21 protein-coding genes and 2 pseudogenes are annotated in these 21,155 nt (G+C 62.6%); 16 read left to right on the top strand and 7 right to left on the bottom strand.

Features of this window, described 5'->3' with window-relative positions:
• Positions 1 to 152: 152 nt before the first annotated feature.
• The 3 genes and pseudogenes from lexA to ACIPHM_RS03025 all read right to left on the bottom strand — a co-directional run bounded on the left by lexA (position 153) and on the right by ACIPHM_RS03025 (position 1,924).
• On the bottom strand, positions 153 to 806 hold the full coding sequence (lexA, locus tag ACIPHM_RS03035; RefSeq protein ID WP_400325296.1) for a transcriptional repressor LexA: 654 nt from the start codon (positions 804 to 806) through the stop codon (positions 153 to 155).
• 237 nt (positions 807 to 1,043) lie between these two features.
• Positions 1,044 to 1,385 (bottom strand): annotated as a pseudogene (locus ACIPHM_RS03030) (TolC family protein); the annotation flags it as partial.
• 161 nt (positions 1,386 to 1,546) lie between these two features.
• The gene (locus ACIPHM_RS03025; RefSeq protein ID WP_400324462.1) at positions 1,547 to 1,924 is read right to left on the bottom strand and encodes a hypothetical protein; all 378 of its coding nucleotides are present in this window, start codon (positions 1,922 to 1,924) and stop codon (positions 1,547 to 1,549) included.
• 260 nt (positions 1,925 to 2,184) lie between these two features.
• Between ACIPHM_RS03025 and ACIPHM_RS03020 the strand changes: the two genes are divergently transcribed.
• The 7 genes from ACIPHM_RS03020 to ACIPHM_RS02990 all read left to right on the top strand — a co-directional run bounded on the left by ACIPHM_RS03020 (position 2,185) and on the right by ACIPHM_RS02990 (position 9,166).
• Positions 2,185 to 2,823 carry a TetR/AcrR family transcriptional regulator gene (locus tag ACIPHM_RS03020; RefSeq protein WP_400324456.1) on the top strand — a complete coding sequence of 213 codons (639 nt, stop codon included), beginning with the start codon at positions 2,185 to 2,187 and terminating at the stop codon, positions 2,821 to 2,823.
• Between the two features lie 155 nt (positions 2,824 to 2,978).
• The gene (locus ACIPHM_RS03015) at positions 2,979 to 4,010 is read left to right on the top strand and encodes a sulfate ABC transporter substrate-binding protein (RefSeq protein WP_400324455.1); all 1,032 of its coding nucleotides are present in this window, start codon (positions 2,979 to 2,981) and stop codon (positions 4,008 to 4,010) included.
• A 16-nt stretch (positions 4,011 to 4,026) separates the two neighbouring features.
• Complete coding sequence (gene cysT, locus ACIPHM_RS03010) at positions 4,027 to 4,890, top strand: sulfate ABC transporter permease subunit CysT (protein WP_400324453.1); 864 nt, start codon at positions 4,027 to 4,029, stop codon at positions 4,888 to 4,890.
• A 57-nt stretch (positions 4,891 to 4,947) separates the two neighbouring features.
• Positions 4,948 to 5,853, top strand: a complete 906-nt coding sequence (gene cysW / locus ACIPHM_RS03005; protein ID WP_400324451.1) for a sulfate ABC transporter permease subunit CysW — start codon at positions 4,948 to 4,950, stop codon at positions 5,851 to 5,853.
• A 48-nt stretch (positions 5,854 to 5,901) separates the two neighbouring features.
• Positions 5,902 to 6,978, top strand: coding sequence for a sulfate/molybdate ABC transporter ATP-binding protein (locus ACIPHM_RS03000; RefSeq protein ID WP_400324449.1), 1,077 nt, complete (start codon positions 5,902 to 5,904; stop codon positions 6,976 to 6,978).
• A 131-nt stretch (positions 6,979 to 7,109) separates the two neighbouring features.
• A complete protein-coding gene (locus ACIPHM_RS02995) occupies positions 7,110 to 8,048 on the top strand; it encodes a CysB family HTH-type transcriptional regulator (protein ID WP_069344915.1) in 939 nt (312 codons plus the stop codon).
• 77 nt (positions 8,049 to 8,125) lie between these two features.
• Complete coding sequence (locus ACIPHM_RS02990; RefSeq protein ID WP_400324447.1) at positions 8,126 to 9,166, top strand: asparaginase; 1,041 nt, start codon at positions 8,126 to 8,128, stop codon at positions 9,164 to 9,166.
• 408 nt (positions 9,167 to 9,574) lie between these two features.
• Here the strand turns inward: ACIPHM_RS02990 and glxR are convergent, their stop codons facing one another.
• The 3 genes from glxR to gcl form a co-directional block, all read right to left on the bottom strand.
• Complete coding sequence (gene glxR, locus ACIPHM_RS02985; RefSeq protein ID WP_400324445.1) at positions 9,575 to 10,552, bottom strand: 2-hydroxy-3-oxopropionate reductase; 978 nt, start codon at positions 10,550 to 10,552, stop codon at positions 9,575 to 9,577.
• 169 nt (positions 10,553 to 10,721) lie between these two features.
• On the bottom strand, positions 10,722 to 11,513 hold the full coding sequence (gene hyi, locus ACIPHM_RS02980) for a hydroxypyruvate isomerase (protein WP_400324443.1): 792 nt from the start codon (positions 11,511 to 11,513) through the stop codon (positions 10,722 to 10,724).
• 202 nt (positions 11,514 to 11,715) lie between these two features.
• Positions 11,716 to 13,482 carry a glyoxylate carboligase gene (gcl, locus tag ACIPHM_RS02975; RefSeq protein ID WP_400324442.1) on the bottom strand — a complete coding sequence of 589 codons (1,767 nt, stop codon included), beginning with the start codon at positions 13,480 to 13,482 and terminating at the stop codon, positions 11,716 to 11,718.
• A gap of 120 nt (positions 13,483 to 13,602) precedes the next feature.
• Between gcl and ACIPHM_RS02970 the strand changes: the two genes are divergently transcribed.
• The 9 genes and pseudogenes from ACIPHM_RS02970 to ACIPHM_RS02930 form a co-directional block, all read left to right on the top strand.
• A complete protein-coding gene (locus ACIPHM_RS02970; protein WP_400324440.1) occupies positions 13,603 to 14,514 on the top strand; it encodes a LysR substrate-binding domain-containing protein in 912 nt (303 codons plus the stop codon).
• A 173-nt stretch (positions 14,515 to 14,687) separates the two neighbouring features.
• Positions 14,688 to 15,065, top strand: a complete 378-nt coding sequence (gene rpsF, locus ACIPHM_RS02965) for a 30S ribosomal protein S6 (protein WP_400324438.1) — start codon at positions 14,688 to 14,690, stop codon at positions 15,063 to 15,065.
• 46 nt (positions 15,066 to 15,111) lie between these two features.
• Positions 15,112 to 15,414, top strand: a complete 303-nt coding sequence (priB, locus tag ACIPHM_RS02960) for a primosomal replication protein N (RefSeq protein ID WP_400324436.1) — start codon at positions 15,112 to 15,114, stop codon at positions 15,412 to 15,414.
• 2 nt (positions 15,415 to 15,416) lie between these two features.
• The gene (gene rpsR, locus ACIPHM_RS02955) at positions 15,417 to 15,698 is read left to right on the top strand and encodes a 30S ribosomal protein S18 (RefSeq protein ID WP_010803800.1); all 282 of its coding nucleotides are present in this window, start codon (positions 15,417 to 15,419) and stop codon (positions 15,696 to 15,698) included.
• Positions 15,699 to 15,725: 27 nt separating this feature from the next.
• Positions 15,726 to 16,178 carry a 50S ribosomal protein L9 gene (gene rplI, locus ACIPHM_RS02950; protein ID WP_400324432.1) on the top strand — a complete coding sequence of 151 codons (453 nt, stop codon included), beginning with the start codon at positions 15,726 to 15,728 and terminating at the stop codon, positions 16,176 to 16,178.
• 233 nt (positions 16,179 to 16,411) lie between these two features.
• On the top strand, positions 16,412 to 17,779 hold the full coding sequence (locus ACIPHM_RS02945; RefSeq protein ID WP_400324431.1) for a replicative DNA helicase: 1,368 nt from the start codon (positions 16,412 to 16,414) through the stop codon (positions 17,777 to 17,779).
• 114 nt (positions 17,780 to 17,893) lie between these two features.
• A complete protein-coding gene (locus ACIPHM_RS02940) occupies positions 17,894 to 18,520 on the top strand; it encodes a DUF47 domain-containing protein (RefSeq protein ID WP_400324429.1) in 627 nt (208 codons plus the stop codon).
• 13 nt (positions 18,521 to 18,533) lie between these two features.
• Positions 18,534 to 19,544, top strand: a complete 1,011-nt coding sequence (locus ACIPHM_RS02935) for an anion permease (protein ID WP_400324427.1) — start codon at positions 18,534 to 18,536, stop codon at positions 19,542 to 19,544.
• Between the two features lie 382 nt (positions 19,545 to 19,926).
• A pseudogene (locus ACIPHM_RS02930) lies at positions 19,927 to 20,186 on the top strand (cupin); the annotation flags it as partial.
• Between the two features lie 3 nt (positions 20,187 to 20,189).
• Here ACIPHM_RS02930 and ACIPHM_RS02925 read toward each other — a convergent pair.
• Positions 20,190 to 21,011 carry an NlpC/P60 family protein gene (locus ACIPHM_RS02925; protein WP_400324425.1) on the bottom strand — a complete coding sequence of 274 codons (822 nt, stop codon included), beginning with the start codon at positions 21,009 to 21,011 and terminating at the stop codon, positions 20,190 to 20,192.
• Between the last annotated feature and the right edge of the window lie 144 nt (positions 21,012 to 21,155).

The raw sequence follows: 21,155 nt of genomic DNA, 5'->3' as shown, positions 1-21,155 counted from the left end.
TCTTGCTGCGTGTTTCGCAAAAAACATCACAAATCGCGGGCGCAGCAGGGCACGGGCGCCGGACCCAGCCCGGCGCAGTCGGAAATGCAAATCTTCAGGGAGCGGGGCGTTGCGTTAGTCGGCGCAGCCCCCGGGTTCGCGCTGGGTGATCGTCAGAGATCGTTGTTGCGGATCAGACCGACCGCAATCCCTTCCAGCGCGAAGTCACCGCTGCCTTCGTCGACATTGATGTTTTCGAAGTCGGGGTTCTCGGCAATCAGCTCGACGCCCCCCTTTACGCGGTGAAAACGTTTGACGGTCACGTCGTCGCCGATACGCGCCACGACGATCTGGCCTTCGCGTGCGTCGGCAGCCTTCTGTACAGCGAGCAGATCGCCGTCGAGAATGCCCGCGTCGCGCATCGACATCCCGCGCACCTTCAGCAGGTAATCGGGCTGGCGTGCGAACATGTTCGGGTCGCACTGGAAGTTACGTTCGATATGTTCCTGCGCCAGGATGGGGCTCCCCGCCGCAACACGACCGACGAGCGGCAGCGACAGTTGCATCAGGCCCATATGCGGCAGCGTGAACTGGTGGTTGCCTCCGGCTTCGTCCAGGCGTTTGAGGCGGATGCCGCGCGATTGCCCGGGGGCCAGTTCGATTACCCCCTTGCGCGCCAGCGCCCGCAGGTGCTCCTCCGCGGCGTTGGCGGAAGAGAAGCCAAGCTCGGCGGCAATTTCCGCGCGCGTTGGCGGAAAGCCGGTGCGCTCGATCGCTTGCTGAACCAGTTCGTAGACCTGCTGTTGACGGGCGGTAAGTTTGATCATGGCATCACTGTATGGAAGCACAGGTGGCTGTATTTTTGTACAGTGTTTGCAAAAACGCAAGGGAAAACTTCAAGTCGTGCATGAAGTTCGCGCCGAACGTGCCCGCCATGGGGCCGTCGATGGGTAGCGCGATGTTTCGCGCCACGTCCGTGTGAGGCCCGTCTCAAACCCGGGGCACCCCCATGCCGCGGGCTTCCAGGCTTCGGAAGCCCGCGGCGGGTCAACAGGGTCAGCGATGCGTTTGTCGGAGGACACCCATTCCTGCTCGATGCCGATCCGGCGCATCGTCATGAAGTCCTGGCCGACGGTGAAGCGCTGATCGCCGTTGACGGGCAGGTTGTCGATCCCGGCCTTGAGTTCGGGGTCGGGGAGCTGGCCGGCCCGCACGGCGGCCTGTGTGCTCGCCCGTACCGACGCTTGTGCCGCTTGCACGGCGGCGGAATGGTCCATCGCCGATTGGAGCGACGCCTCCAGGGTCAACGCGGACGTCGGCCCTGGCGGTGTTGCTGCGTCTTGTGCCTGCGCTGCGGCACTGCCGGCGCATAGCAAAGTGAATACTGCGCACGCACGCGCGTGCACTGGCGCGCCGGTAGCCCGGAGCGCTGAAAATCGGATGCATGTGAAACCCCACGCGTACGAATGCCACGAGGCATTCGCGTCCTGAAAAGGACGAACTCGCCGCTGCATTGCGTCGCTCAATCTCGACGCTTAAGCGGTGAACCTAGAACTGGTGCAGTGGGTTACAGCGAGGTGGGCGGCCGCCAGAGGCCATCGGGTGCGCGCAGGCGCAGGGAATCGGTGTAGTGAAAGCCGGTCTTGCGGGCGACGCTCGGGGTGCGCACCACTTCGGGCGTGACCGACGGGTGATACAGGCTGCCAAGGTTGCATTGCGCGGCGACCTTGCACAAGGCACCCTTGACCTTGCCGCTGGCGGGCATCGACATGCCGTCGCAGTGGCCCATGGTCATGGGCGCGCCAGTCGCCATCATGTCCGTCTGCTCGCCGGACATCGACGTCATCTGCATCGGACAATCGCCCGCCATGCCGCTGGCCGCCAGCCCACTCAGGGGAAGCGCGGCGCACAACAACAGAACGAAGACGAGACGGAGCCATTTCACGCCGCGGAGTGTAGCGCCAATGTTCGAAGTTTGAATACATCGTTGCGATGACCGGAATGGCCCTGTCGTCGCGGGACTTTCGGTGCCTGTGCAGCAAACCGGCGATGCCGCCCGTCGGCAATGGCGGCAATGGCGGCGCTCGGAAGGCCCACGGGATGACGGGCTCCTACAATCACAATATTGATGTCATTCGTCGTATACTTCACATTAATATGTACTGAGTATATGTAAGCTGAGTCATCAAAAACGATATGTCAACTATGTCCAAGCCCTCCGATTTGCGGTCGCGCAAACGCCTTGCCACGCGGCAGAGCATTTCCAATGCGGCGACACGGCTGTTCCACGAACACGGTTTCGATCATGTGACGGTCGACCAGATTGCGGCCGCCGCCGACGTCGGACGTATGACCGTGTTCAATCACTTCCCACGCAAGGAAGACATGTTCTTCGACCGCGACGAGGAAGGGCGCGAGGCCCTGCGCGAGGCGATCCGGCAGCGCGCCGGCGGCGTGTCGCCGCTTGAGGCCTTGCGTCTGCTGGCGCACCGGCTGGTGGCGCAGGGCAGTCCGTTCGTCGAGTTTTCCGCGCAGAGCCAGGCATTCGTGCGAACCATCGAAGGCAGCGAGACCCTCAAGGCCCGTGCCCGGGCGATTCGGGACGAACTGGCGGATCTGGTGGCCGGCGCGCTCGCCGAGAGTGCCAATCGGGAGACGGCGGACGTCGATGCCCAACTCGCCGCCAGCTTGCTGCTCGCCGCCTGGACCGTGGCCTACCTGCACGCGCACCGGACGTTCCGGCAGACGCAGGACACCCTCGTGGCGCAAAAAAGCTTCCTGAGCCTTGTGGATCAAGGCGCAGCGGGGATCGCCGCTGCCGTGGCGGACACGCCTTACGTCTGATTGGACGCCCGGTGGCGGGCGCTGCACCCGTCATCAGCACAAATTCTCTAATCCTTATTCCGGCATAAACAAAAGCGAAAATATTATTTTTAATTATTTAGACGATTCCCTAGACTGGCCTCCTACACACAAGAAGCAAACAAGGAGTGCAAGTCATGAGCAAAGCAGCACGGGGATGGAAAGCTAAGAAGCTGGCAGTCGCGCTGGGCGGTCTGGCATTGGCCGCCGGCATGACGATTCAGGCGCAGGCCGCAAGCCTGTCGCTGCTCAACGTGTCGTATGACCCGACGCGTGAGCTGTACGCCGATTACAACAAGGCTTTCGAAGCCCACTACAAACAAGTGTCCGGTGACACGGTGACGGTCAAGGCCTCGCACGGCGGTTCGGGCAAGCAAGCCCGCACGGTGCTCGATGGCGCGCCCGCCGACGTCGTGACGCTCGGTATTTCCGCCGACATCGACGAACTGGCCGCGGCCGGTCTCGTGAACAAGGATTGGCAGAAGCGTCTGCCGGACAACGCCACACCGTACACGTCGACCATCGTGTTGCTGGTGCGCAAGGGCAATCCGAAGGGCATCAAGGACTGGGGCGATCTCGTCAAGCCGGGCATCAGCGTGGTGACGCCGAACCCGAAGACCTCGGCCGGCGCCCGCTGGAACTACCTCGCCGCATGGCTCTACGCGCTCAAGCAACCGGGCGGCAACGAGCAAAAGGCGCAGGAGTTCGTCAAGGCACTCTATAAGAACGTTGGCGTGCTCGACTCGGGCGCGCGTGGCGCCACCACGACCTTCGTGGAACGCGGCATCGGCGACGTGCTGATCGCGTGGGAAAACGAAGCGCTGCTGTCGGTGAAGGATCTCGGTCCGGACAAGTTCGATATCGTCGTGCCGTCGTCGTCGATCCTGACGGAGCCGCCGGTGGCCGTGGTCGACAAGAACGTCGACAAGCACGGTACCCGCAAGGCCGCCGAAGCTTACCTGCAGTGGCTGTACTCGCCGCAAGGTCAGGAGATCGCCGCGAAGCACTTCTATCGTCCGCGTTCCCCGGAAATCGCGAAGAAGTACGAGTCGCAGTATCCGAAGCTCAAGCTCTACACGGTCGACGCCGATCTGGGCGGCTGGACGAAGACGCAAGCCAAGCATTTCGCTGACGGCGGCATCTTCGATCAGATCTACACCAAGAAGTAAGGGCAGGGACCATCGCATGAGTACCGCACTCTTTCCTCTGTGGCGCAAGCCAAGTGCCTTACCGGGCTTTGGCCTGACGATGGGCTACACCGTCGCGTACCTGAGCCTCGTGGTGCTGGTGCCGTTGCTGATGGTCTTCATCAAGGCAAGCTCGCTCGACTGGGCGAGCTTTGTCGCCGCGGTGAGTTCGCCGCGCGTGCTGGCGTCGTACCGCCTCACATTCGGCATCTCGCTCGCGGCGGCGCTTCTCAACGCGTTTTTCGGCTTCATTCTGGCGTGGGTGCTGGTGCGCTACACGTTCCCCGGCAAGCGTTTCGTCGACGCGCTGATCGACCTGCCGTTCGCCTTGCCGACGTCGGTTGCCGGCATTGTGCTGGCCGCGATCTACGCGCCGAACGGCTGGATCGGACGCTGGTTCGAACCGCTCGGCATCAAGATCGCCTTCACGCCGCTGGGCATTTTCGTGGCGCTCACGTTTATCGGGCTGCCGTTCGTCGTGCGCACGCTGCAACCGGTGCTCGAAGAGTTCGAGCGCGAGCAGGAAGAGGCGGCTGCGTGCCTGGGCGCGACCCGTTGGCAGACACTGCGTCACGTGATTCTCCCGGCCGTGCTGCCCGCGTTGCTGACCGGCTTTGCGCTGGCCTTTGCGCGTGCCGTCGGCGAGTACGGGTCGGTCATCTTCATCGCAGGCAACATTCCGATGGTCTCGGAAATCACCTCGCTGCTGATCGTCACCAAGCTCGAACAGTTCGACTATGCGGGCGCGGCGGCACTCGCTGTGGTGATGCTGGTGATCTCGTTCGTGCTGTTGCTGCTTATCAACATCCTGCAATGGTGGCTGCAACGCCGTCATTCGGGCCGGCGCACCAGTGGCGTGTGACATCGCAAAACCCGCACAACCCGGAAAACGCAGGAAAACGAAGAGAACGTTTCGACCATGTCAGATTCCCTCGCACTGTCGCGTAGCTTGCCGCAAGCGACCCAGGCCCGTAAAGCCGATCCGACCGACGAGCCTGCGCTCGTCAAGGCCGTGCTCATTGGGGTGGCGCTGCTGTTCTTCGCATTGTTTCTGGTGTTGCCGCTCGCGTCGGTATTCGTCACCGCGCTGGGCAAGGGCTTCGCCGCTTACTGGGAGGGCCTGACGAACGACGACGCGCTCTCGGCCGTTCGCCTCACCGTGCTGATCGCCGTCATTGCCGTGCCGCTGAACCTGGTGTTCGGTGTGGCGGCGTCGTGGGCCATCGCGCGGTTCGATTTCAAGGGCAAGAGCGTGCTGACCACGCTCATCGACCTGCCGTTTTCCGTGTCGCCGGTGATCGCGGGGCTCACGTTCCTGCTGATCTTCGGCCGTCAGGGCCCGCTGTGGGATTTCCTCGACGCACACAACCTGAAGATCGTTTTCGCGTTGCCCGGACTGGTGCTCGCGACGGTATTCGTCACGTTCCCGTTCGTCGCGCGCGAGCTCATTCCGCTCATGCAGGCGCAGGGCAGCGAAGAAGAGGAAGCCGCCCGCGTGCTGGGGGCGAGTGGCTGGCAGGTATTCACGCGCGTGACGTTGCCGAAGATCAAATGGGGCCTGCTGTACGGCGTGATTCTGTGTAACGCGCGCGCCATGGGCGAGTTCGGCGCGGTGTCGGTCGTCTCCGGTCATATTCGCGGCGAGACGAACACGCTGCCGCTGCACGTGGAAATTGAGTACAACGACTATCACACGGTAGGGGCATTCGCGGCGGCGTCGATTCTCGCGTTGCTCGCACTCGCCACGCTTGGGCTCAAACTCTGGGCGGAACGCAAGCTGGCACAGGACAAGGCCGCGCGTCGTGCAGACGCAGTACAGGCCTGAGCGGATATCGGCGGCCATCGGTAGATGGCGCCTCGAGGAGCAAGACAAATGAGCATCCAGGTACAACAGGTTTCGAAGCGTTTCGGCGATTTCGCAGCACTCGACGACGTCAGTCTCGAATTCCCCACGGGCGAGCTGGTCGCGCTGCTCGGGCCGTCCGGCTGTGGCAAGACCACGCTGCTGCGCATTGTCGCGGGGCTGGAGTTTGCCGATGCCGGGCGCGTGGTCCTCAATGGCACGGATGTCGCCGCCGTCGGCACGCGCGAGCGCGAGGTCGGCTTCGTGTTCCAGCATTACGCGCTGTTCCGTCACATGACGGTGTTCGAGAACGTGGCGTTCGGTCTGCGAGTGAAGTCGCGCCGCGACCGTTTGCCGGACGCGCAGATTCGCAGCAAGGTCCACGAACTGCTGGGTCTGGTACAACTGGACTGGCTGGCCGATCACTATCCTGCCGAACTCTCGGGTGGCCAGCGTCAGCGTATTGCCCTGGCGCGTGCGCTGGCCGTGGAGCCGAAGGTGCTGTTGCTCGACGAGCCGTTCGGTGCGCTCGATGCCAAGGTGCGCAAGGAGTTGCGTAGCTGGCTGCGCCGTCTGCACGACGAATTGCACATCACGACGATCTTCGTCACGCACGATCAGGAAGAAGCGCTCGAAGTGGCCGATCGTATCGTGTTGATGAATCGCGGCAAGGTCGAACAGATCGGTGCGCCGCAGGACGTCTACGACACGCCGCAAAGCGCCTTCGTGTACGAGTTTCTCGGCGCCGCCAACCGCCTCTCGGGCGAGTTGCAGACGCACGATTTCATTGCCGACGCGGGCAAGTATCGCGTGACGGTGCACAGGGACGATCTGCCCGCGCTGCCGCAGGACGGACGGGCGATTGCGTATGTGCGTCCGCACGATCTCGCGCTGGTGCCCGCGAACGACGGCGGACCGGGGATCGATGTGGCCGTGCGCCGCGCGATTCCGCTGGGCGGCACCGTGCGCGTGGAACTCGCCGCCCCCGGCGATGCGGTGTGGGAAGCGGAACTCACGCGCTCGGGCTGGAAGGCGCTCGGCGCGAACGCGGGAACGACACTGCGCGCCGTACCGCGCCAGTTGCGGGTGTTTTCGGCGCAGGCGTGATCGGGGAATGACGCCGCGAAGCCACGAAGCGCACTAAACACGCTGCATCGAACCCACACAATCACAAGCCAGCGAGCTGAATCAACTTAACAGACGTCACGGACAGACAAGTAACAGGGCGGAGTCTCATCATGAATTTCCAGCAATTGCGCTATGTGCGCGAAGCGGTTCGACAAAACCTCAATCTGACGGAAGCGGCGAGTGCGCTGTACACGTCGCAGTCGGGGGTGAGCAAGCAGATCAAGGATCTGGAAGACGAACTCGGCGTTGACGTTTTTGTGCGCCGCGGCAAGCGGCTCACGGGCCTGACCGAGCCGGGCAAGGCAGTGCTGCAACTGATCGAGCGCATGCTGCTCGACGCCGAGAACCTGCGCCGCGTGGCGCGTCAGTTCGCGGATCAGGACAGCGGGCATCTCGTGGTCGCGACCACCCACACGCAGGCGCGCTATGCGCTGCCGCAGGTGATCAAGCAGTTCACGAGCGTTTATCCGAAGGTGCACCTGGCGCTGCGTCAGGGCAGTCCGCGCCAGATCGCGCAGATGGTCATCGACGGCGAGGCCGATATCGGCATCACGACCGAGGCGCTCGACCGTTTTCCCGATATCGTTACGTTCCCGTGCTACTCGTGGCATCACGTGGCGGTCGTGCCGAAGGATCACCCGCTGGTCGGGCGTGAGAACGTGACGCTCGCCGATATCGCCGAGTACCCGATCATCACCTATGACGGCGATTTCACGGGCCGCTCGCACGTGGACAAGGCGTTCACCGATCAGGGGCTGGTGCCGGACATCGTGCTGACCGCGCTCGATACGGATGTCATCAAGACGTACGTCGAACTGGGGCTGGGCGTGGGTATCGTGGCGGCGATGGCCGTCGATCCGCGCAAGGACCAGGATCTGGCGGTGCTGGAGCTCGACAACGCGTTCGAGCCGAGCACCACCCGGATCGGCTTGCGCCGCGGCGCGTTCCTGCGCTCGTACGCTTACCGCTTCATTGAGATGCTCGCCCCCGCACTCAAAGAGCAGGAAATCTCGACGCAACTGCGCGAAGCGCTGGAATTTGCGGCCTGATCCCGCTCCCGCCCGCGTGGCGGGATCCCTATTTTCAGCGATTGGGAAGCGGGGCAGTATTGGATACAATCGCTGGCATGACATTGACCTCATTCAACCCGATTCCTCATTACACCGTGTCCTCCGGCGAGCTGCCGCGCATTGCGCTGCTCGCCACGGGCGGCACGATTGCGGGCAGCGCGGCCGACGCCACGCGCACCGCCGGTTATCAGGCCGGGGCGCTCGGTGTTCAGGACCTGCTCGCCGCCGTGCCCGCGCTGGGCAACGTGGCACATATCCACGCGGAACAGGTCGCGCAGATCGATAGCAAGGACATGAGCGTGTCGCTGTGGCAGAAACTGTCTGCGCGCGTGAACGCCTTGCTCTCGCAACCGGATGTGGCCGGTGCGGTCATCACGCACGGCACCGATACGCTCGAAGAAACGGCGTATTACCTGCATCTGACGATTAACAGCCGCAAGCCGGTCGTGCTGACAGCGGCGATGCGGCCGGCCACGGCCCTCTCGGCCGACGGCCCGCTCAACCTGCTCAATGCGGTGCGCGTGGCGACCGATCCGATTTCGGCCGGACGCGGCGTGATGGTCGCCATCAACAACCAGATTCATTGCGCCCGCGACGTCGTCAAGACGAGCACCTACAAGGTCGACGCCTTCCATTCGCCGGAAATCGGCGTGCTCGGCTGGGTGCAGGACGAGCGCGTGGCGTTCCAGCGCGAACCGCTGCAATACCACACGGTCGAGAGCGAGTTCGTCGGGCTGTCCGGCGAGTTGCCGGCGGTGGAAGTGGTGTCGAGCTATGCGGGCGTGTCGCGCATCGCCGTGGACGCGCTCGTGGACGCTGGCGTGCAGGGTATTGTGGTCGCCGGCACCGGTAACGGCTCGTTGCATGCGCTGTTGCAGCAGGCGCTGGCCGAGGCCGTGCAACGCGGGGTGACGGTCGTGCGTGCGTCGCGCGTGGGCAGTGGCCACGTGATGCACAACGGCGCGGCGCCCGACGATCAGTACGGCTTCGTGAGCACCGGCAACCTGAATCCCTACAAAGCACGCGTGCTGCTGATGCTGGCATTGCAGGCCGGCGTGCCGCACGAGCGCATGCAGAGTCTGTTCGACGAGTATTGATCGATCGCGTGGCCAGCGGATCGGGATAGGGCGCTTAGCCTGTCCGTCCGCCGTCGGGGCCGCCATCCGCCATCCGCCATCCGGCGATTCGTTCGTCCGCGCAAAAAAATACGGCGCCAGTCGCACTTTCGCTCGACTCGCGCCGTGACGCTCGGCAGGGTGTCGTCTGACGCCGCTGCCAGTACCTTCCGGTACCTCTCACCTCTCCCTGCTATTGCCTGCTTGTCGCCATTTACGGCGACTTGCCGCTATTAGCCGCTGCTTACGGCTTTTGCCAGCCGTTTTCTTCGTCTTCTCGCGAACTACGCGGTGCGGCCGCGTCGCCGTGACGTGATGCGACGTGTCGTCACGGCGAGGGCCTGTCGTTCTGACTTGGCAATTTGCCGACCAACCTGCTGGTCGACCCGATTACGCCACGGTATGGTTGGCGAGCATTTCCAGCGCGCGCACCATGCCCGAGTGATCCCACGCGGCGCCGCCGTTGGCAGCGCACGCGTTGAACAGTTCCTGCGCCGTGGCCGTGTTCGGCAGCGACACCCCAAGCGTCTTCGCCGTCTGGAGCGCCAGGTTCAGATCCTTCTGATGCAGGGCGATACGGAAGCCCGGCTCGAAGTTGCGCTTGACCATGCGCTCGCCGTGCACTTCCAGAATGCGCGACGATGCGAAGCCACCCATCAGTGCCGCGCGCACCTTGGCGGGATCGGCGCCGGCCTTGGAGGCGAACAGCAGGGCTTCGCCCACGGCTTCGATCGTCAGCGCGACCACGATCTGGTTGGCGACCTTGCACGTCTGCCCGGCGCCGCTATCGCCCACGAGCGTGATGTTCTTGCCCATCAGCTCGAAGAACGGCTTCACGTCGTCGAATGCGGCTTGCGAGCCACCGACCATGATCGAGAGCGACGCGGCCTTCGCGCCGACTTCGCCGCCCGAGACCGGGGCGTCGAGGTATTCGCAGCCCAGGGCCTTGATCTTCTTGGCGTATTCCTTGGTTTCGATCGGCGAGATCGAGCTCATGTCGACAACGATCTTGCCGGCCGAGAGGCCTTCGGCCAGACCGTCCTGACCGAACAGGACAGCGCCCACGTCGGGGGTGTCCGGCACCATCACGAACACGATATCGGCGCGCTTGGCGACTTCCTTGGCCGACGTGCAGACGGTGGCCTGAGCGTCGATCAGGTCTTGCGGGGGCGTGCGGCGCTCGTACAGGAACAGCTTGTGACCGGCGTTTTGCAGATGCTTCGCCATCGGCGCGCCCATGATGCCCAGACCAATAAAACCGAGTTGTGCCATTTCGAGACTCCTTGTTGCCAAAGTTTGAAGTGTTGTCGCCGGGCGTCGGACGAGCGGGGCGGTGGTCGCCCGTGATCCCCCGTACCCCGGCCGCATGCCCCCTGCATGCGGCCGGCGGGGCCCTTCCTCGTCGAAACCCGGTCAGCCGGCGTGCCGCCTGTGACGTGCGGCCATGCCGTCGTGTCGTCTGCACAGCGCCGGGGGAGGCGGTGTGCGGGTGAACCGGGGGTAAACAGCCTTGCCAGGCTCGTGCGACTTATGCGACTTATGCGGCCTCGCGCAGACCCGCTGTCTTGAACCAGCCGAGGCCCTCGGTCGTGGTGCTCGCGGGCTTGTACTCGCAGCCGATCCAGCCGGTGTAGCCAATGCGCTCGAGGAACGCGAACAGGTACGCGTAGTTGATTTCGCCCGTGCCGGGTTCGTTGCGGCCCGGATTGTCCGCGAGCTGCACGTGGGCGATGCGCGCCAGATTCGTCTCGATGGTCTTGGCGAGCTCGCCCTCCATGCGCTGCATGTGATAGATGTCGTACTGCAGGAACAGGTTGTCCGAGCCGACGGCGTCGAAGATCTCCAGTGCCTGTTTCGTCCGGTTCACGAAGAAGCCCGGAATGTCGTACGTGTTGATCGGCTCGACCAGCAAACGGATGCCTTCGGCCTTCAGGGCGTCGGCGGCGAAACGCAGGTTGCCCACGAGCGTTTGCGTGGCGGCTTGCGTCGACAGATCCGCGCCTTGCTTGCCCACGAGGCAGTTCAGTTGCTTCACGCCCAGCGCCTTGGCGTAGGTGATCGCTTCGCCCACGCCGTCGCGGAACTCGGCCACACGCTCGGGGAAGATCGCGATGCCGCGCTCGCCCGCGTCCCAGTTGCCGGCGGGCAGGTTGTGCAGCACGAGGTCGAGCTGGTATTGGTTGAGCTTGTCGGCGATCTGGTCGCGGTGAAACGCATACGGGAACAGGAACTCCACGCCGCGAAAGCCCGCTGCGGCGGCCGCCTTGAAGCGGTCGAGGAACGGCACCTCGTTGAACAGCATGGTCAGATTGGCGGCAAATTTCGGCATTGCGCTGACTCCTCTCTCTTTTTTAGGGGGTGGTTTCGACGATTCGATGCAAGGGTGATGCAAGGGGCCTGCAAGGTTGCGGAGCGCATGCTTTGGGCGTTGACGGGGTCTAGCCGAAAGCGCAGGGGACGCACACGCCCCGCAAACCGATGGCAGTTCTGGCCGAGTGAGCCCTGTGAGCTCTCTGCGAGCCTTACGAGGCTCAGGCCGTCACTGCGTTGTCTTCCTCCACGACGTCGATGATTTCCTCGAACTCATTGACGTTGTTGATCTCGGTGCCCATCGCGATGTTGGTCACGCGCTCGAGAATCACTTCCACGATCACTGGCACGGAGAACTCGGCCATCAGCTTGCGTGCCTGTGCGAACGCGGGCTGGATGTCGTTCGGCTGGAACACGCGGATCGCCTTCACGCCGAGGCCTTCTGCGACCTTCACGTGATCCACGCCGTAGCCGTTCACTTCCGGCGAGTTCACGTTCTCGAACGCGAGCTGCACGCAGTAGTCCATGTCGAAGTTGCGCTGTGCCTGACGGATCAGACCCAGATACGAGTTGTTCACGACCAGATGGATGTAAGGCACCTTGAACTGCGCGGCCACGGCCAGTTCTTCGATCATGAACTGGAAGTCGTAATCACCCGAGATCGCCACCACGTCCGACGAGGGCGACGCCACCTTCGCACCGATGGCTGCCGGCACGGTCCAGCCCAGCGGGCCTGCCTGGCCGCAGTTGATCCAGTGACGCGGCTTGTTCACGTGCAGGAACTGCGCGGCGGCGATCTGCGACAGACCGATGGTCGAGACGTAGCGCACGTCGCGGCCGAAGAACGCGTTCATTTCCTGATACACGCGCTGCGGCTTGATCGGCACCTGATCGAAGTCCGTGCGGCGCAGCATGGTGCGCTTGCGCTTCTGGCAGTCGGCCACCCATTGCGAGCGGTCCGGCAGACGGCCCGCGGCCTTCAGTTCTTTGGCGACTTCCACGAACAGCTTGAGGGCGGCCTTGGCGTCGGAGACGATGCCGTAGTCCGGGCCGAACACGCGGCCGATTTGCGTCGGCTCGATATCGACGTGCACGAACTTGCGGCCCTTGGTGAAGACCTCGACGCTACCCGTGTGGCGGTTCGCCCAGCGGTTGCCGATCCCCATCACGAAGTCGGAGGCGAGCATCGTGGCGTTGCCGAAGCGGTGCGAGGTTTGCAGGCCGACCATGCCCGCCATGAGCGGATGGTCGTCGGCGATGGTGCCCCAGCCCATGAGCGTGGGCACGACCGGCACGTTCACCGTCTCGGCGAATTCGACCAGCAGATCGGCGGCGTCGGCATTGATCACGCCGCCGCCCGACACGATGAGCGGACGCTCGGAGGCGACCAGCATCTGAATGGCCTTCTCGATTTGCGCACGCGTGGCCGCAGGCTTGTACACCGGCAGCGGCTCGTACGTTTCCGGATCGAAGTCGATCTCCGCGACCTGCACGTCGAACGGCAGATCGATGAGCACCGGACCCGGACGGCCCGAGCGCATCAGATGGAAGGCCTGCTGGAACACGCGCGGCACGAGTGCGGGCTCACGCACCGTCACGGCCCATTTCGTCACCGGCTTGGCGATCGACTCGATGTCGACGGCCTGGAAGTCTTCCTTGTACAGACGGGCCCGCGGGGCCTGACCCGTAATGCACAGAATGGGGATGGAATCGGCCCATGCCGAGTACAGGCCGGTAATCATATCCGTGCCTGCCGGGCCCGAGGTGCCGATGCAAACGCCGATATTGCCGGCTTCCGCACGGGTATAGCCTTCGGCCATGTGCGACGCGCCTTCGACGTGGCGGGCGAGCACGTGCTCGACGCTGCCGGCCTTGCGCAATGCCGAATAGAACGGGTTGATGGCGGCGCCCGGCACGCCGAATGCGGTAGTGATGCCTTCCTTCTCCAGCACGCGGACGGCGGCCTCTACGGCGGTCATCTTGGCCATGTGACTCCTCCAATGGGTAATGTGAATGTTGTTGGAGGTCACTTTAAGCCGGTACGATTTGTTTGATAAGATCACAAAAGATCGTTTTTTTAAGAACAAAAAGTATCGAATGGAGACGAGATGGACCGATACAAACAGATCGAAACCTTCGTGCAGGTGGCCGAAGCGGGCAGTCTGGCGGCCGCGGCGCTAAAGGAAGGGGTCTCGCCAGTGATTCTCGGGCGGCGTATCGACGCGCTCGAAAAACGACTCGGTATCAAGCTCATGTACCGCTCCACGCGACGACTCGCGCTCTCTGAGGAGGGCGGCGCTTTTCTGGAGCGTTGCAAGCAGTTGCTCGGCGATTGGGAGATGGCCGAGAACGAGATCAGCGCGGGGCGGCACGCCGTCTCCGGTCACCTGATCGTGTCGGCACCGGCGGCGTTCGGGCGCAAGCACGTGGCGCCCCATGCCCCGGCGTTCCTGCGCTTGCATCCCGAGGTGCAGATTTCGTTCAATCTGACCGATCGCGTGGTGGATATCGTGCGCGAGGGCTATGACATGGGGATTCGTATCGGCGGCTCCGTCGACCCGAACTTCGTGGCCGTCAAACTCGCCCAGAACCGGCGCGTGGTGTGCGGCACCCCGGCGTACTTTGCCCGGCATGGCCGCCCCAAGACGCTGGAGGATCTGGCAAAGCACAATTGTCTGGCGTTCAACCTGCAGGGCGGTCAGCAGCGCGGGTGGTACTTCAAGCGGCAGGGCAAACTGGTGACGATTCGCGTGGCGGGCAATCTGGACTGCAACGACGGCGAGCTGCTGCACCGCTGGGCGCTCGAAGGGTTGGGGCTGGGCTGGCGCTCGACGTGGGAAATCCAGCGCGAACTGCTCTCCGGGGAGCTGGAGACCGTGCTCGACGAATACGCGCTGCCCGATTACGACATCCTGGCCGTCTACCCGCAACAGCGCTTCCAGCCTGCGCGGGTGCGGCTTTTCATCGAGCAATTGCGGCAGATTTACGCGCGTCCGAACTATTGGCTGGAAAACGGCTGAGGCCGTCCGGTGCGGCCTGGGCGGGCAAGGCACCCGGCGTGGTGTTTGGCGTCGCGCAGGGCACCGATAGGGCGGGAGTTGATGATCGACATGAATTCCGCTAGAATCGCGGGTTCTGCAACCTTGCTGCACTGGTTCTGACGCCCAGGCGGCTTTGTCCATAAGGAGCTTATATGCGTCATTATGAAATCGTATTTATCGTTCACCCCGATCAGAGCGAGCAAGTGCCTGCAATGATCGAGCGCTATCGTGGCACGGTCGAGTCCCGCAAGGGCACGATCCACCGCGTCGAAGACTGGGGCCGCCGTCAACTGGCCTACATGATCGAGAAGCTGGCCAAGGCCCACTACGTTTGCATGAACATCGAATGCGACCAGGAAACCCTGGACGAGCTGGAACACGCATTCAAGTTCAACGACGCCGTTCTGCGCCACCTCGTCGTCAAGACGAAGAAGGCTGAGACCGCACCGTCGCCGATGATGAAGGAAGTGGCCCGCGAAGAAGCCAAGAAGGCTGCTACGCCGCCCGCGACCGAAGCTGCCGCTTCGTAATTAGCGCACCGGAACGCATCAGGGTGCCAATGAAAACATTGACCGCGTGAATCGCCTGCGGCTCGAGGCCAGCATCGTCGAAATCGGCACGCTGCGCTATACCCCGGCCGGGCTTCCCGTGATCGATGTGACACTGGCCCATGCGGGAACTGCCGAAGAGGCGGGCGTAGCCCGTCAGATCGAGTTCTCGATACCGGCAGTTGCGATCGGTCCCATCAGTGCCAAAGTCATGGCGTTGGGACTCGAGAAACCGGCCCAGTGGGTTGGGTTTCTGGCCAAGAAGCATCGCAACAGTCGCACCCTGGTGTTTCACATCACAGCATTGCAAGCATTTGAAAAGGATTGTTGAACATGCCGCGTCCTAACGGTAAAAACAAGAAGTTTGATCGCCGCCGCCAACAGCAAAACCCGCTGTTCAAGCGCAAGAAGTTCTGCCGCTTCACCGTCGCTGGTGTCGAGCAGATCGATTACAAGGATGTCGAAACGCTGAAGGACTTCATCGGCGACAACGGCAAGATCACCCCGGCTCGCCTGACGGGCACCAAGGCGCACTACCAGCGCCAACTCGATACGGCTATCAAGCGCGCGCGTTTCCTGGCGCTGCTGCCGTACACCGATCTGCACGGTGCTTAATCGCCAGTCGACGAAGGAGAATAGATAATGCAAGTGATTCTGCTGGAAAAGGTCGTCAACCTGGGTAACCTGGGCGACATCGTGAAGGTCAAGGACGGTTTCGCACGTAACTTCCTGATCCCGACCAAGAAGGCCCGCCGTGCCACGAAGGACGCGATCGCCGAATTCGAAGTTCGCCGCGCCGAACTGGAAAAGGCTGCCGCCGACAAGCTGGCGTCCGCTCAAGCCGAAGGCGAAAAGCTGGCTGGCCTGACCGTGCAAATTTCGCAGAAGGCTGGCGTTGACGGCCGTCTGTTCGGCTCGGTCACCAACGCCGACATCGCCGAAGCCCTGGGCACCCAAGGTTTCAAGGTCGAGAAGATGCAAGTGCGTCTGCCGAACGGCCCGCTCAAGACCGTGGGTGACTTCCCGGTCCAAGTGGCGCTGCACACCGATGTCGTGATCGACGTCACCGTGTCGGTGCTGGGCGAACACGCCTAAGTCGTCTCCGCGTCAGCTTCCCGACGCGAATAAAAAACGGAAGTCGGGTCACCGGCTTCCGTTTTTTTATGTCTGTCTGTTCCGCGCCCCCCTCCACGTAAGTCACCGTCCGATAGCTCCGCCTTATGCTGCCTCCAGGGAAACTGCTGAACAAATCACGTTCGGATAAATCGCCGCGCAAGCGGGATTTTGCCGGCTCGGACCGAGAGCGCGGGGACGGTATAATGCCCGGCATGAACGCTCCCGATCCCCAGCTCGATTCGCTCAAAGTGCCGCCGCACTCCATCGAGGCGGAGCAATCCGTGCTTGGCGGCTTGCTGCTCGATAACAGCGCCTGGGATCGCATTGGCGACTTTCTGGCCGAGTCCGATTTCTATCGTTACGACCACCGGCAGATCTATCAGCACATCGGTCGCCTGATTTCCAGCGACCGCCCGGCAGACGTCATCACCGTTTTCGAATCGCTAACCTCCGCGGGCAAAGCCGAGGATGTGGGCGGGCTCGCGTATCTGAACGCATTGGCGCAGAACACGCCGAGTGCGGCGAACATTCGGCGTTACGCCGAAATCGTGCGCGACCGTGCTGTCCTGCGCAAGCTCGTGACCGTGGCCGACGAGATCGCGTCGGATGCGTTCAATCCGCAAGGCAAGGAAGTGCGCCAGATGCTCGACGAGGCGGAGGCGAAGGTCTTCGCCATTGCCGAAGAAGGCTCGCGCAGCACCAACGGCTTCCTCGAACTGCAACCGCTGCTCACGCAAGTGGTCGAGCGTATCGATGAGCTGTACCACCGTGAAGGCGGCAGCGACATCACAGGCATTCCGACGGGCTTCGTCGATCTGGATCGCATGACGTCCGGTTTCAACGGCGGCGATCTGATCATCGTGGCCGGGCGTCCGTCGATGGGTAAAACGACCTTCTCGATGAACATCGGCGAGCATATTGCCGTGGAAGAAGGACTGCCTGTCGCCGTGTTCTCGATGGAAATGCCGGGCACGCAGTTGGCCATGCGTATGCTGGGCTCGGTGGGGCGTCTCGATCAGCATCGTCTGCGTACCGGCAAGCTGGTCGACGAAGACTGGCCGAAGCTCACGCATGCCATGCAGAAGATGAACGAGACGCAACTGTTCGTCGACGAAACGCCGGCACTCAATCCGATGGAGTTGCGTGCGCGTGCGCGACGTCTGGCGCGTCAATGCGGCAAGCTCGGCTTGATCATCATCGATTACTTGCAACTGATGAGCGGTTCGGGCGGTGGTGAGAACCGTGCGACTGAAATTTCCGAGATTTCGCGTTCGCTCAAGGGGCTTGCCAAAGAGTTGAACGTGCCGGTGATTGCGCTCTCGCAGCTCAACCGTAGTCTTGAACAACGCCCGAACAAGCGTCCGGTCATGTCGGATTTGCGTGAATCGGGCGCTATCGAACAGGATGCCGACATTATCCTGTTCATCTATCGCGACGAAGTCTACAACCCCGATACGCCTGACAAGGGCACCGCCGAGATCATCATCGCGAAGCAGCGTAACGGTCCTATTGGCCACGTGCGTCTCGCGTTTATCGGTGCGTATACGAAGTTCGACAATCTGGCCGGTCCGCAATACTAACGCACCGATTTCCATCTGTTCGGAGGCGTGAGCGGTAGCGCACGCCTCCGACGAGGTAGAATGTGACGTTTTTGTGTCGACCCGTCCCCTATTAATACCCGGAGTTTCCCCATAATGTTCGGTCGCTTCATGCCCACCGAGGGCAAGTTCTTTGACCTGTTCAACCAGCACGCGGCGTGCATGGTCGCTGGCAGCCGCGAGCTGTCCGCCATGCTCAACGATTTGCCCAATGCCGAGGCACGTACCGTTGCCGTGCAGAACAACGAGAAGAAAGCGGATCGCATCACGCACGAGACCATCGACCTGATGCACAAGACGTTCATTACGCCTTTCGACCGCGATGAGATCCATAAGCTGATCAGCACCATGGATGACATCCTGGATCTGATGGAAGACGTGGCGACGGCCGTGTGGATGTACGACATCAAGAGCGTGCCGAGCGAGGCACGCACGCTTGGCGAGATCTGCGTGAAGTGCTGCGAGCGCGTGCAAAGCACCGTGGCGCTGCTCGGCGACATGGATCGCGCGCGAGAGATCCTGAAGCTCTGCGAAGAAATCGACGGACTCGAGTCGGAAGCCGACCGTCTGTTGCGTGCATCGCTGTCGAAGCTGTTCCGCGAAGAATCCGATGTGAAAGAGCTGATCAAGCAGAAGGCCGTGTCCGAGCTGCTCGAATCGGTGACCGATAAGTGCGAGGACGTTGCCAACATCATCGAAGGCATTGTGCTGGAAAACGCCTGAGCGGAGACTTTCGATGGCAACGCTGCACATCAGCCTTTGGCTGGTCGGACTATTGGTCGCACTGGCGCTTCTGTTCGACTTCATGAATGGCTTTCACGACGCCGCCAACTCGATCGCTACGGTGGTCTCGACGGGCGTGCTCAAGCCGCATCAGGCGGTGGCTTTCGCCGCCATGTTCAACGTCATCGCGCTATTCGTCTTTCACCTGAAAGTCGCGGCGACGGTGGGCAAGGGCACGGTTCACCCCGAGATCGTCGATCACTATGTGATCTTCGGCGCACTCGTCGGGGCGATCGCCTGGAACATCATCACCTGGTACTACGGTATTCCGTCGAGTTCGTCGCACGCACTGATCGGTGGTCTGGTCGGTGCGGCGGTGGCCAAGGCGGGCACGGGCTCGCTCGTGGCGAGCGGTCTGCTGCAAACCGTGGCATTTATTTTCGTCTCGCCGCTGCTCGGTTTCGTGCTCGGTTCGTTCTTCATGCTGCTCGTGTCGTGGTTGTTCTTCCGCACGCCACCGGCACGCGTGGACCGCTGGTTCCGGCGCCTGCAACTGGTTTCGGCCGGTATGTACAGTCTGGGGCACGGCGGTAACGACGCTCAGAAGACCATCGGTATCATCTGGATGCTGCTGATCGCCGCGGGCATGTGGCCGCAGGAAGCTGCCGAGCCGCCGTTGTGGGTGATCATCGGCTGCTATCTGGCGATCGGTCTGGGCACCATGTTCGGTGGCTGGCGGATCGTGCGCACGATGGGCCAGAAGATCACGAAGCTCAAGCCGGTTGGCGGTTTCTGCGCCGAGACGGGCGGGGCGTTCACGCTGTTCTTCGCGTCGTGGCTCGGCGTGCCGGTCTCGACCACGCACACCATCACTGGCGCCATCGTCGGCGTGGGGGCTACGCGCAAGCTCTCCGCCGTGCGCTGGGGCGTGGCGGGCAACATCGTGTGGGCATGGGTACTGACGATCCCGGCATCGGCGTTCATCGCCGCGATCGCCTGGTGGATCGGCAAACAATTCCTGTGATGCATGTGGCCGTGGCGTGCCGTCTCATGGCGGTGCGTCCGGCGGCAACGCAGGAATGCTCAAAAGCGGCTTCGGCCGCTTTTTTTGTGCCTGCTTTTTGGCGGTGTGATGCCTGCGAGGGGGAGTGCAGCAGTGATTAAGCGCGCAAATCGCCTTCATCGAGACAATCAATTTTAATAGTTAATTACGATTGATTATCATTTATTCATAGTGTTTTATCGAGCAACGTTGGAGGCTAAGATGACTGCATTGATTCATTCCCTGCGTGGCCGTCCGTTGAGCATGTTCATGGGGGCGGCAATCAATATCGGTGGCGCGGCGACACTGCTTGCGCATCTGCGCTGATCTCACAAGACATCGCCGAACGGAAGGCGCAGAGCGTATGCAACGCGACGCATTCGAGCAGGAACTGGCCCGCGAAGGCTTTACGGCGTTGGTGACAGTGACGAGGGAGGCGGGCGATCTCGACACGCATGCGCATCCCTTCGAGGCGAAGGCGCTGATCCTGTTCGGCGAGATCGCCATCCGCGTGGGCGACGACGAGCGTCTGTATCGCGAGGGCGACGTCTTCCATCTGGAAGCCAACGAAGCCCATGCCGAGCGCTACGGCCCGGCGGCGTGCAGTATCTCGTTGGCCGGAAGTCATTACATCGCGCTGTTGGCGAAGCGTGCGATCGGATCGTCGTCCTGTGCGTGAGGCGAGGTGGCGTTGGCGGTGCTTCTGGGCGCTGCGATCTGCGGCGTTTCCAGCGGTGACGGCGTGGCGGCCGTCAGTGGACGATTCGGCGCAGTGTTCATCGGCACACTCGCCACATTGGGTAGGGGCGTTGCGGCCGACGCCTCGGCGACCGTCGCGGGCGCGGCCCGATTGACGTAAGTCGTGTTGCCTGCCGGCGCCTTGTTGGCCGCTACCCGTCGTACGCCGTCGATGCGTCTCGCCCAGTACGGGATGTAGATGCTTTCCAGACGCACCGTGCCCCCCGTATTCGGTGCGTGCACGAATTTCCCCTGACCGACATAGATACCCACGTGCGAGTGGGCGCGTCCCGTCGTATTGAAGAAAATGAGGTCGCCCGAGGCGAGGTCGTCGCGCTCCAGCACAGTGCCCACGCCGCTCATATCGGCGGTCGTACGCGGCAGATTGACGCCTGCGGCGCGCGCCACGACGTAACGCACCAGACCGCTGCAATCAAAACCGGAATCGGGGGTGTTGCCGCCGTAGCGGTAAGGAATGCCAACGAGGCTCATCGCTTCGAGCGTGATTTCCTCCTGCCCGGCGCTGCGCTCGGGGCCCACGGCGCGATTGCCATAGTTGGCACTGCCACCTTGTCGCACCGGCGGGCCGGACGAGCACGCGGCCACCAATAGCGTGAGTGCCAGTGCGCCAGCGCATCGCCACGACACGGACACCGGCGTTACCGGGGACGATGTGCTTCGGGCGATCAGGCGAGTCAGAGGATGATTCATGCGGTGAGGGCGCTGGATTCGCATGCGCAGAGTTTACGACGCTTACCGCGCGAATGCATCGCAAAAGTACCGAAATCTCGACGTTTTGTGGCGTTGACGTCACAAATTCGCCGCTCGCAGGGCGATATTGTCGTCTGAGCCGCA

The sequence above is a fragment of the Pandoraea sp. NPDC087047 genome (genome assembly GCF_044745225.1).
Lineage (GTDB): Bacteria > Pseudomonadota > Gammaproteobacteria > Burkholderiales > Burkholderiaceae > Pandoraea.
The sequence above is the reverse complement of the archived record's forward strand: the minus strand, read 5'-3'. Positions and strand labels throughout refer to the sequence as shown.

Coding starts and splice junctions, on each gene's coding strand:
- lexA (WP_400325296.1), bottom strand. CDS start 806: ATGATCAAACTTACCGCCCGTCAACAGCAGGTCTACGAACTGGTTCAG.
- ACIPHM_RS03020 (WP_400324456.1), top strand. CDS start 2,185: ATGTCCAAGCCCTCCGATTTGCGGTCGCGCAAACGCCTTGCCACGCGG.
- ACIPHM_RS03015 (WP_400324455.1), top strand. CDS start 2,979: ATGAGCAAAGCAGCACGGGGATGGAAAGCTAAGAAGCTGGCAGTCGCG.
- cysT (WP_400324453.1), top strand. CDS start 4,027: ATGAGTACCGCACTCTTTCCTCTGTGGCGCAAGCCAAGTGCCTTACCG.
- cysW (WP_400324451.1), top strand. CDS start 4,948: ATGTCAGATTCCCTCGCACTGTCGCGTAGCTTGCCGCAAGCGACCCAG.
- ACIPHM_RS03000 (WP_400324449.1), top strand. CDS start 5,902: ATGAGCATCCAGGTACAACAGGTTTCGAAGCGTTTCGGCGATTTCGCA.
- ACIPHM_RS02995 (WP_069344915.1), top strand. CDS start 7,110: ATGAATTTCCAGCAATTGCGCTATGTGCGCGAAGCGGTTCGACAAAAC.
- ACIPHM_RS02990 (WP_400324447.1), top strand. CDS start 8,126: ATGACATTGACCTCATTCAACCCGATTCCTCATTACACCGTGTCCTCC.
- glxR (WP_400324445.1), bottom strand. CDS start 10,552: ATGCGGCCGGGGTACGGGGGATCACGGGCGACCACCGCCCCGCTCGTC.
- hyi (WP_400324443.1), bottom strand. CDS start 11,513: ATGCCGAAATTTGCCGCCAATCTGACCATGCTGTTCAACGAGGTGCCG.
- gcl (WP_400324442.1), bottom strand. CDS start 13,482: ATGGCCAAGATGACCGCCGTAGAGGCCGCCGTCCGCGTGCTGGAGAAG.
- ACIPHM_RS02970 (WP_400324440.1), top strand. CDS start 13,603: ATGGACCGATACAAACAGATCGAAACCTTCGTGCAGGTGGCCGAAGCG.
- rpsF (WP_400324438.1), top strand. CDS start 14,688: ATGCGTCATTATGAAATCGTATTTATCGTTCACCCCGATCAGAGCGAG.
- rpsR (WP_010803800.1), top strand. CDS start 15,417: ATGCCGCGTCCTAACGGTAAAAACAAGAAGTTTGATCGCCGCCGCCAA.
- rplI (WP_400324432.1), top strand. CDS start 15,726: ATGCAAGTGATTCTGCTGGAAAAGGTCGTCAACCTGGGTAACCTGGGC.
- ACIPHM_RS02945 (WP_400324431.1), top strand. CDS start 16,412: ATGAACGCTCCCGATCCCCAGCTCGATTCGCTCAAAGTGCCGCCGCAC.
- ACIPHM_RS02940 (WP_400324429.1), top strand. CDS start 17,894: ATGTTCGGTCGCTTCATGCCCACCGAGGGCAAGTTCTTTGACCTGTTC.
- ACIPHM_RS02935 (WP_400324427.1), top strand. CDS start 18,534: ATGGCAACGCTGCACATCAGCCTTTGGCTGGTCGGACTATTGGTCGCA.
- ACIPHM_RS02925 (WP_400324425.1), bottom strand. CDS start 21,011: ATGAATCATCCTCTGACTCGCCTGATCGCCCGAAGCACATCGTCCCCG.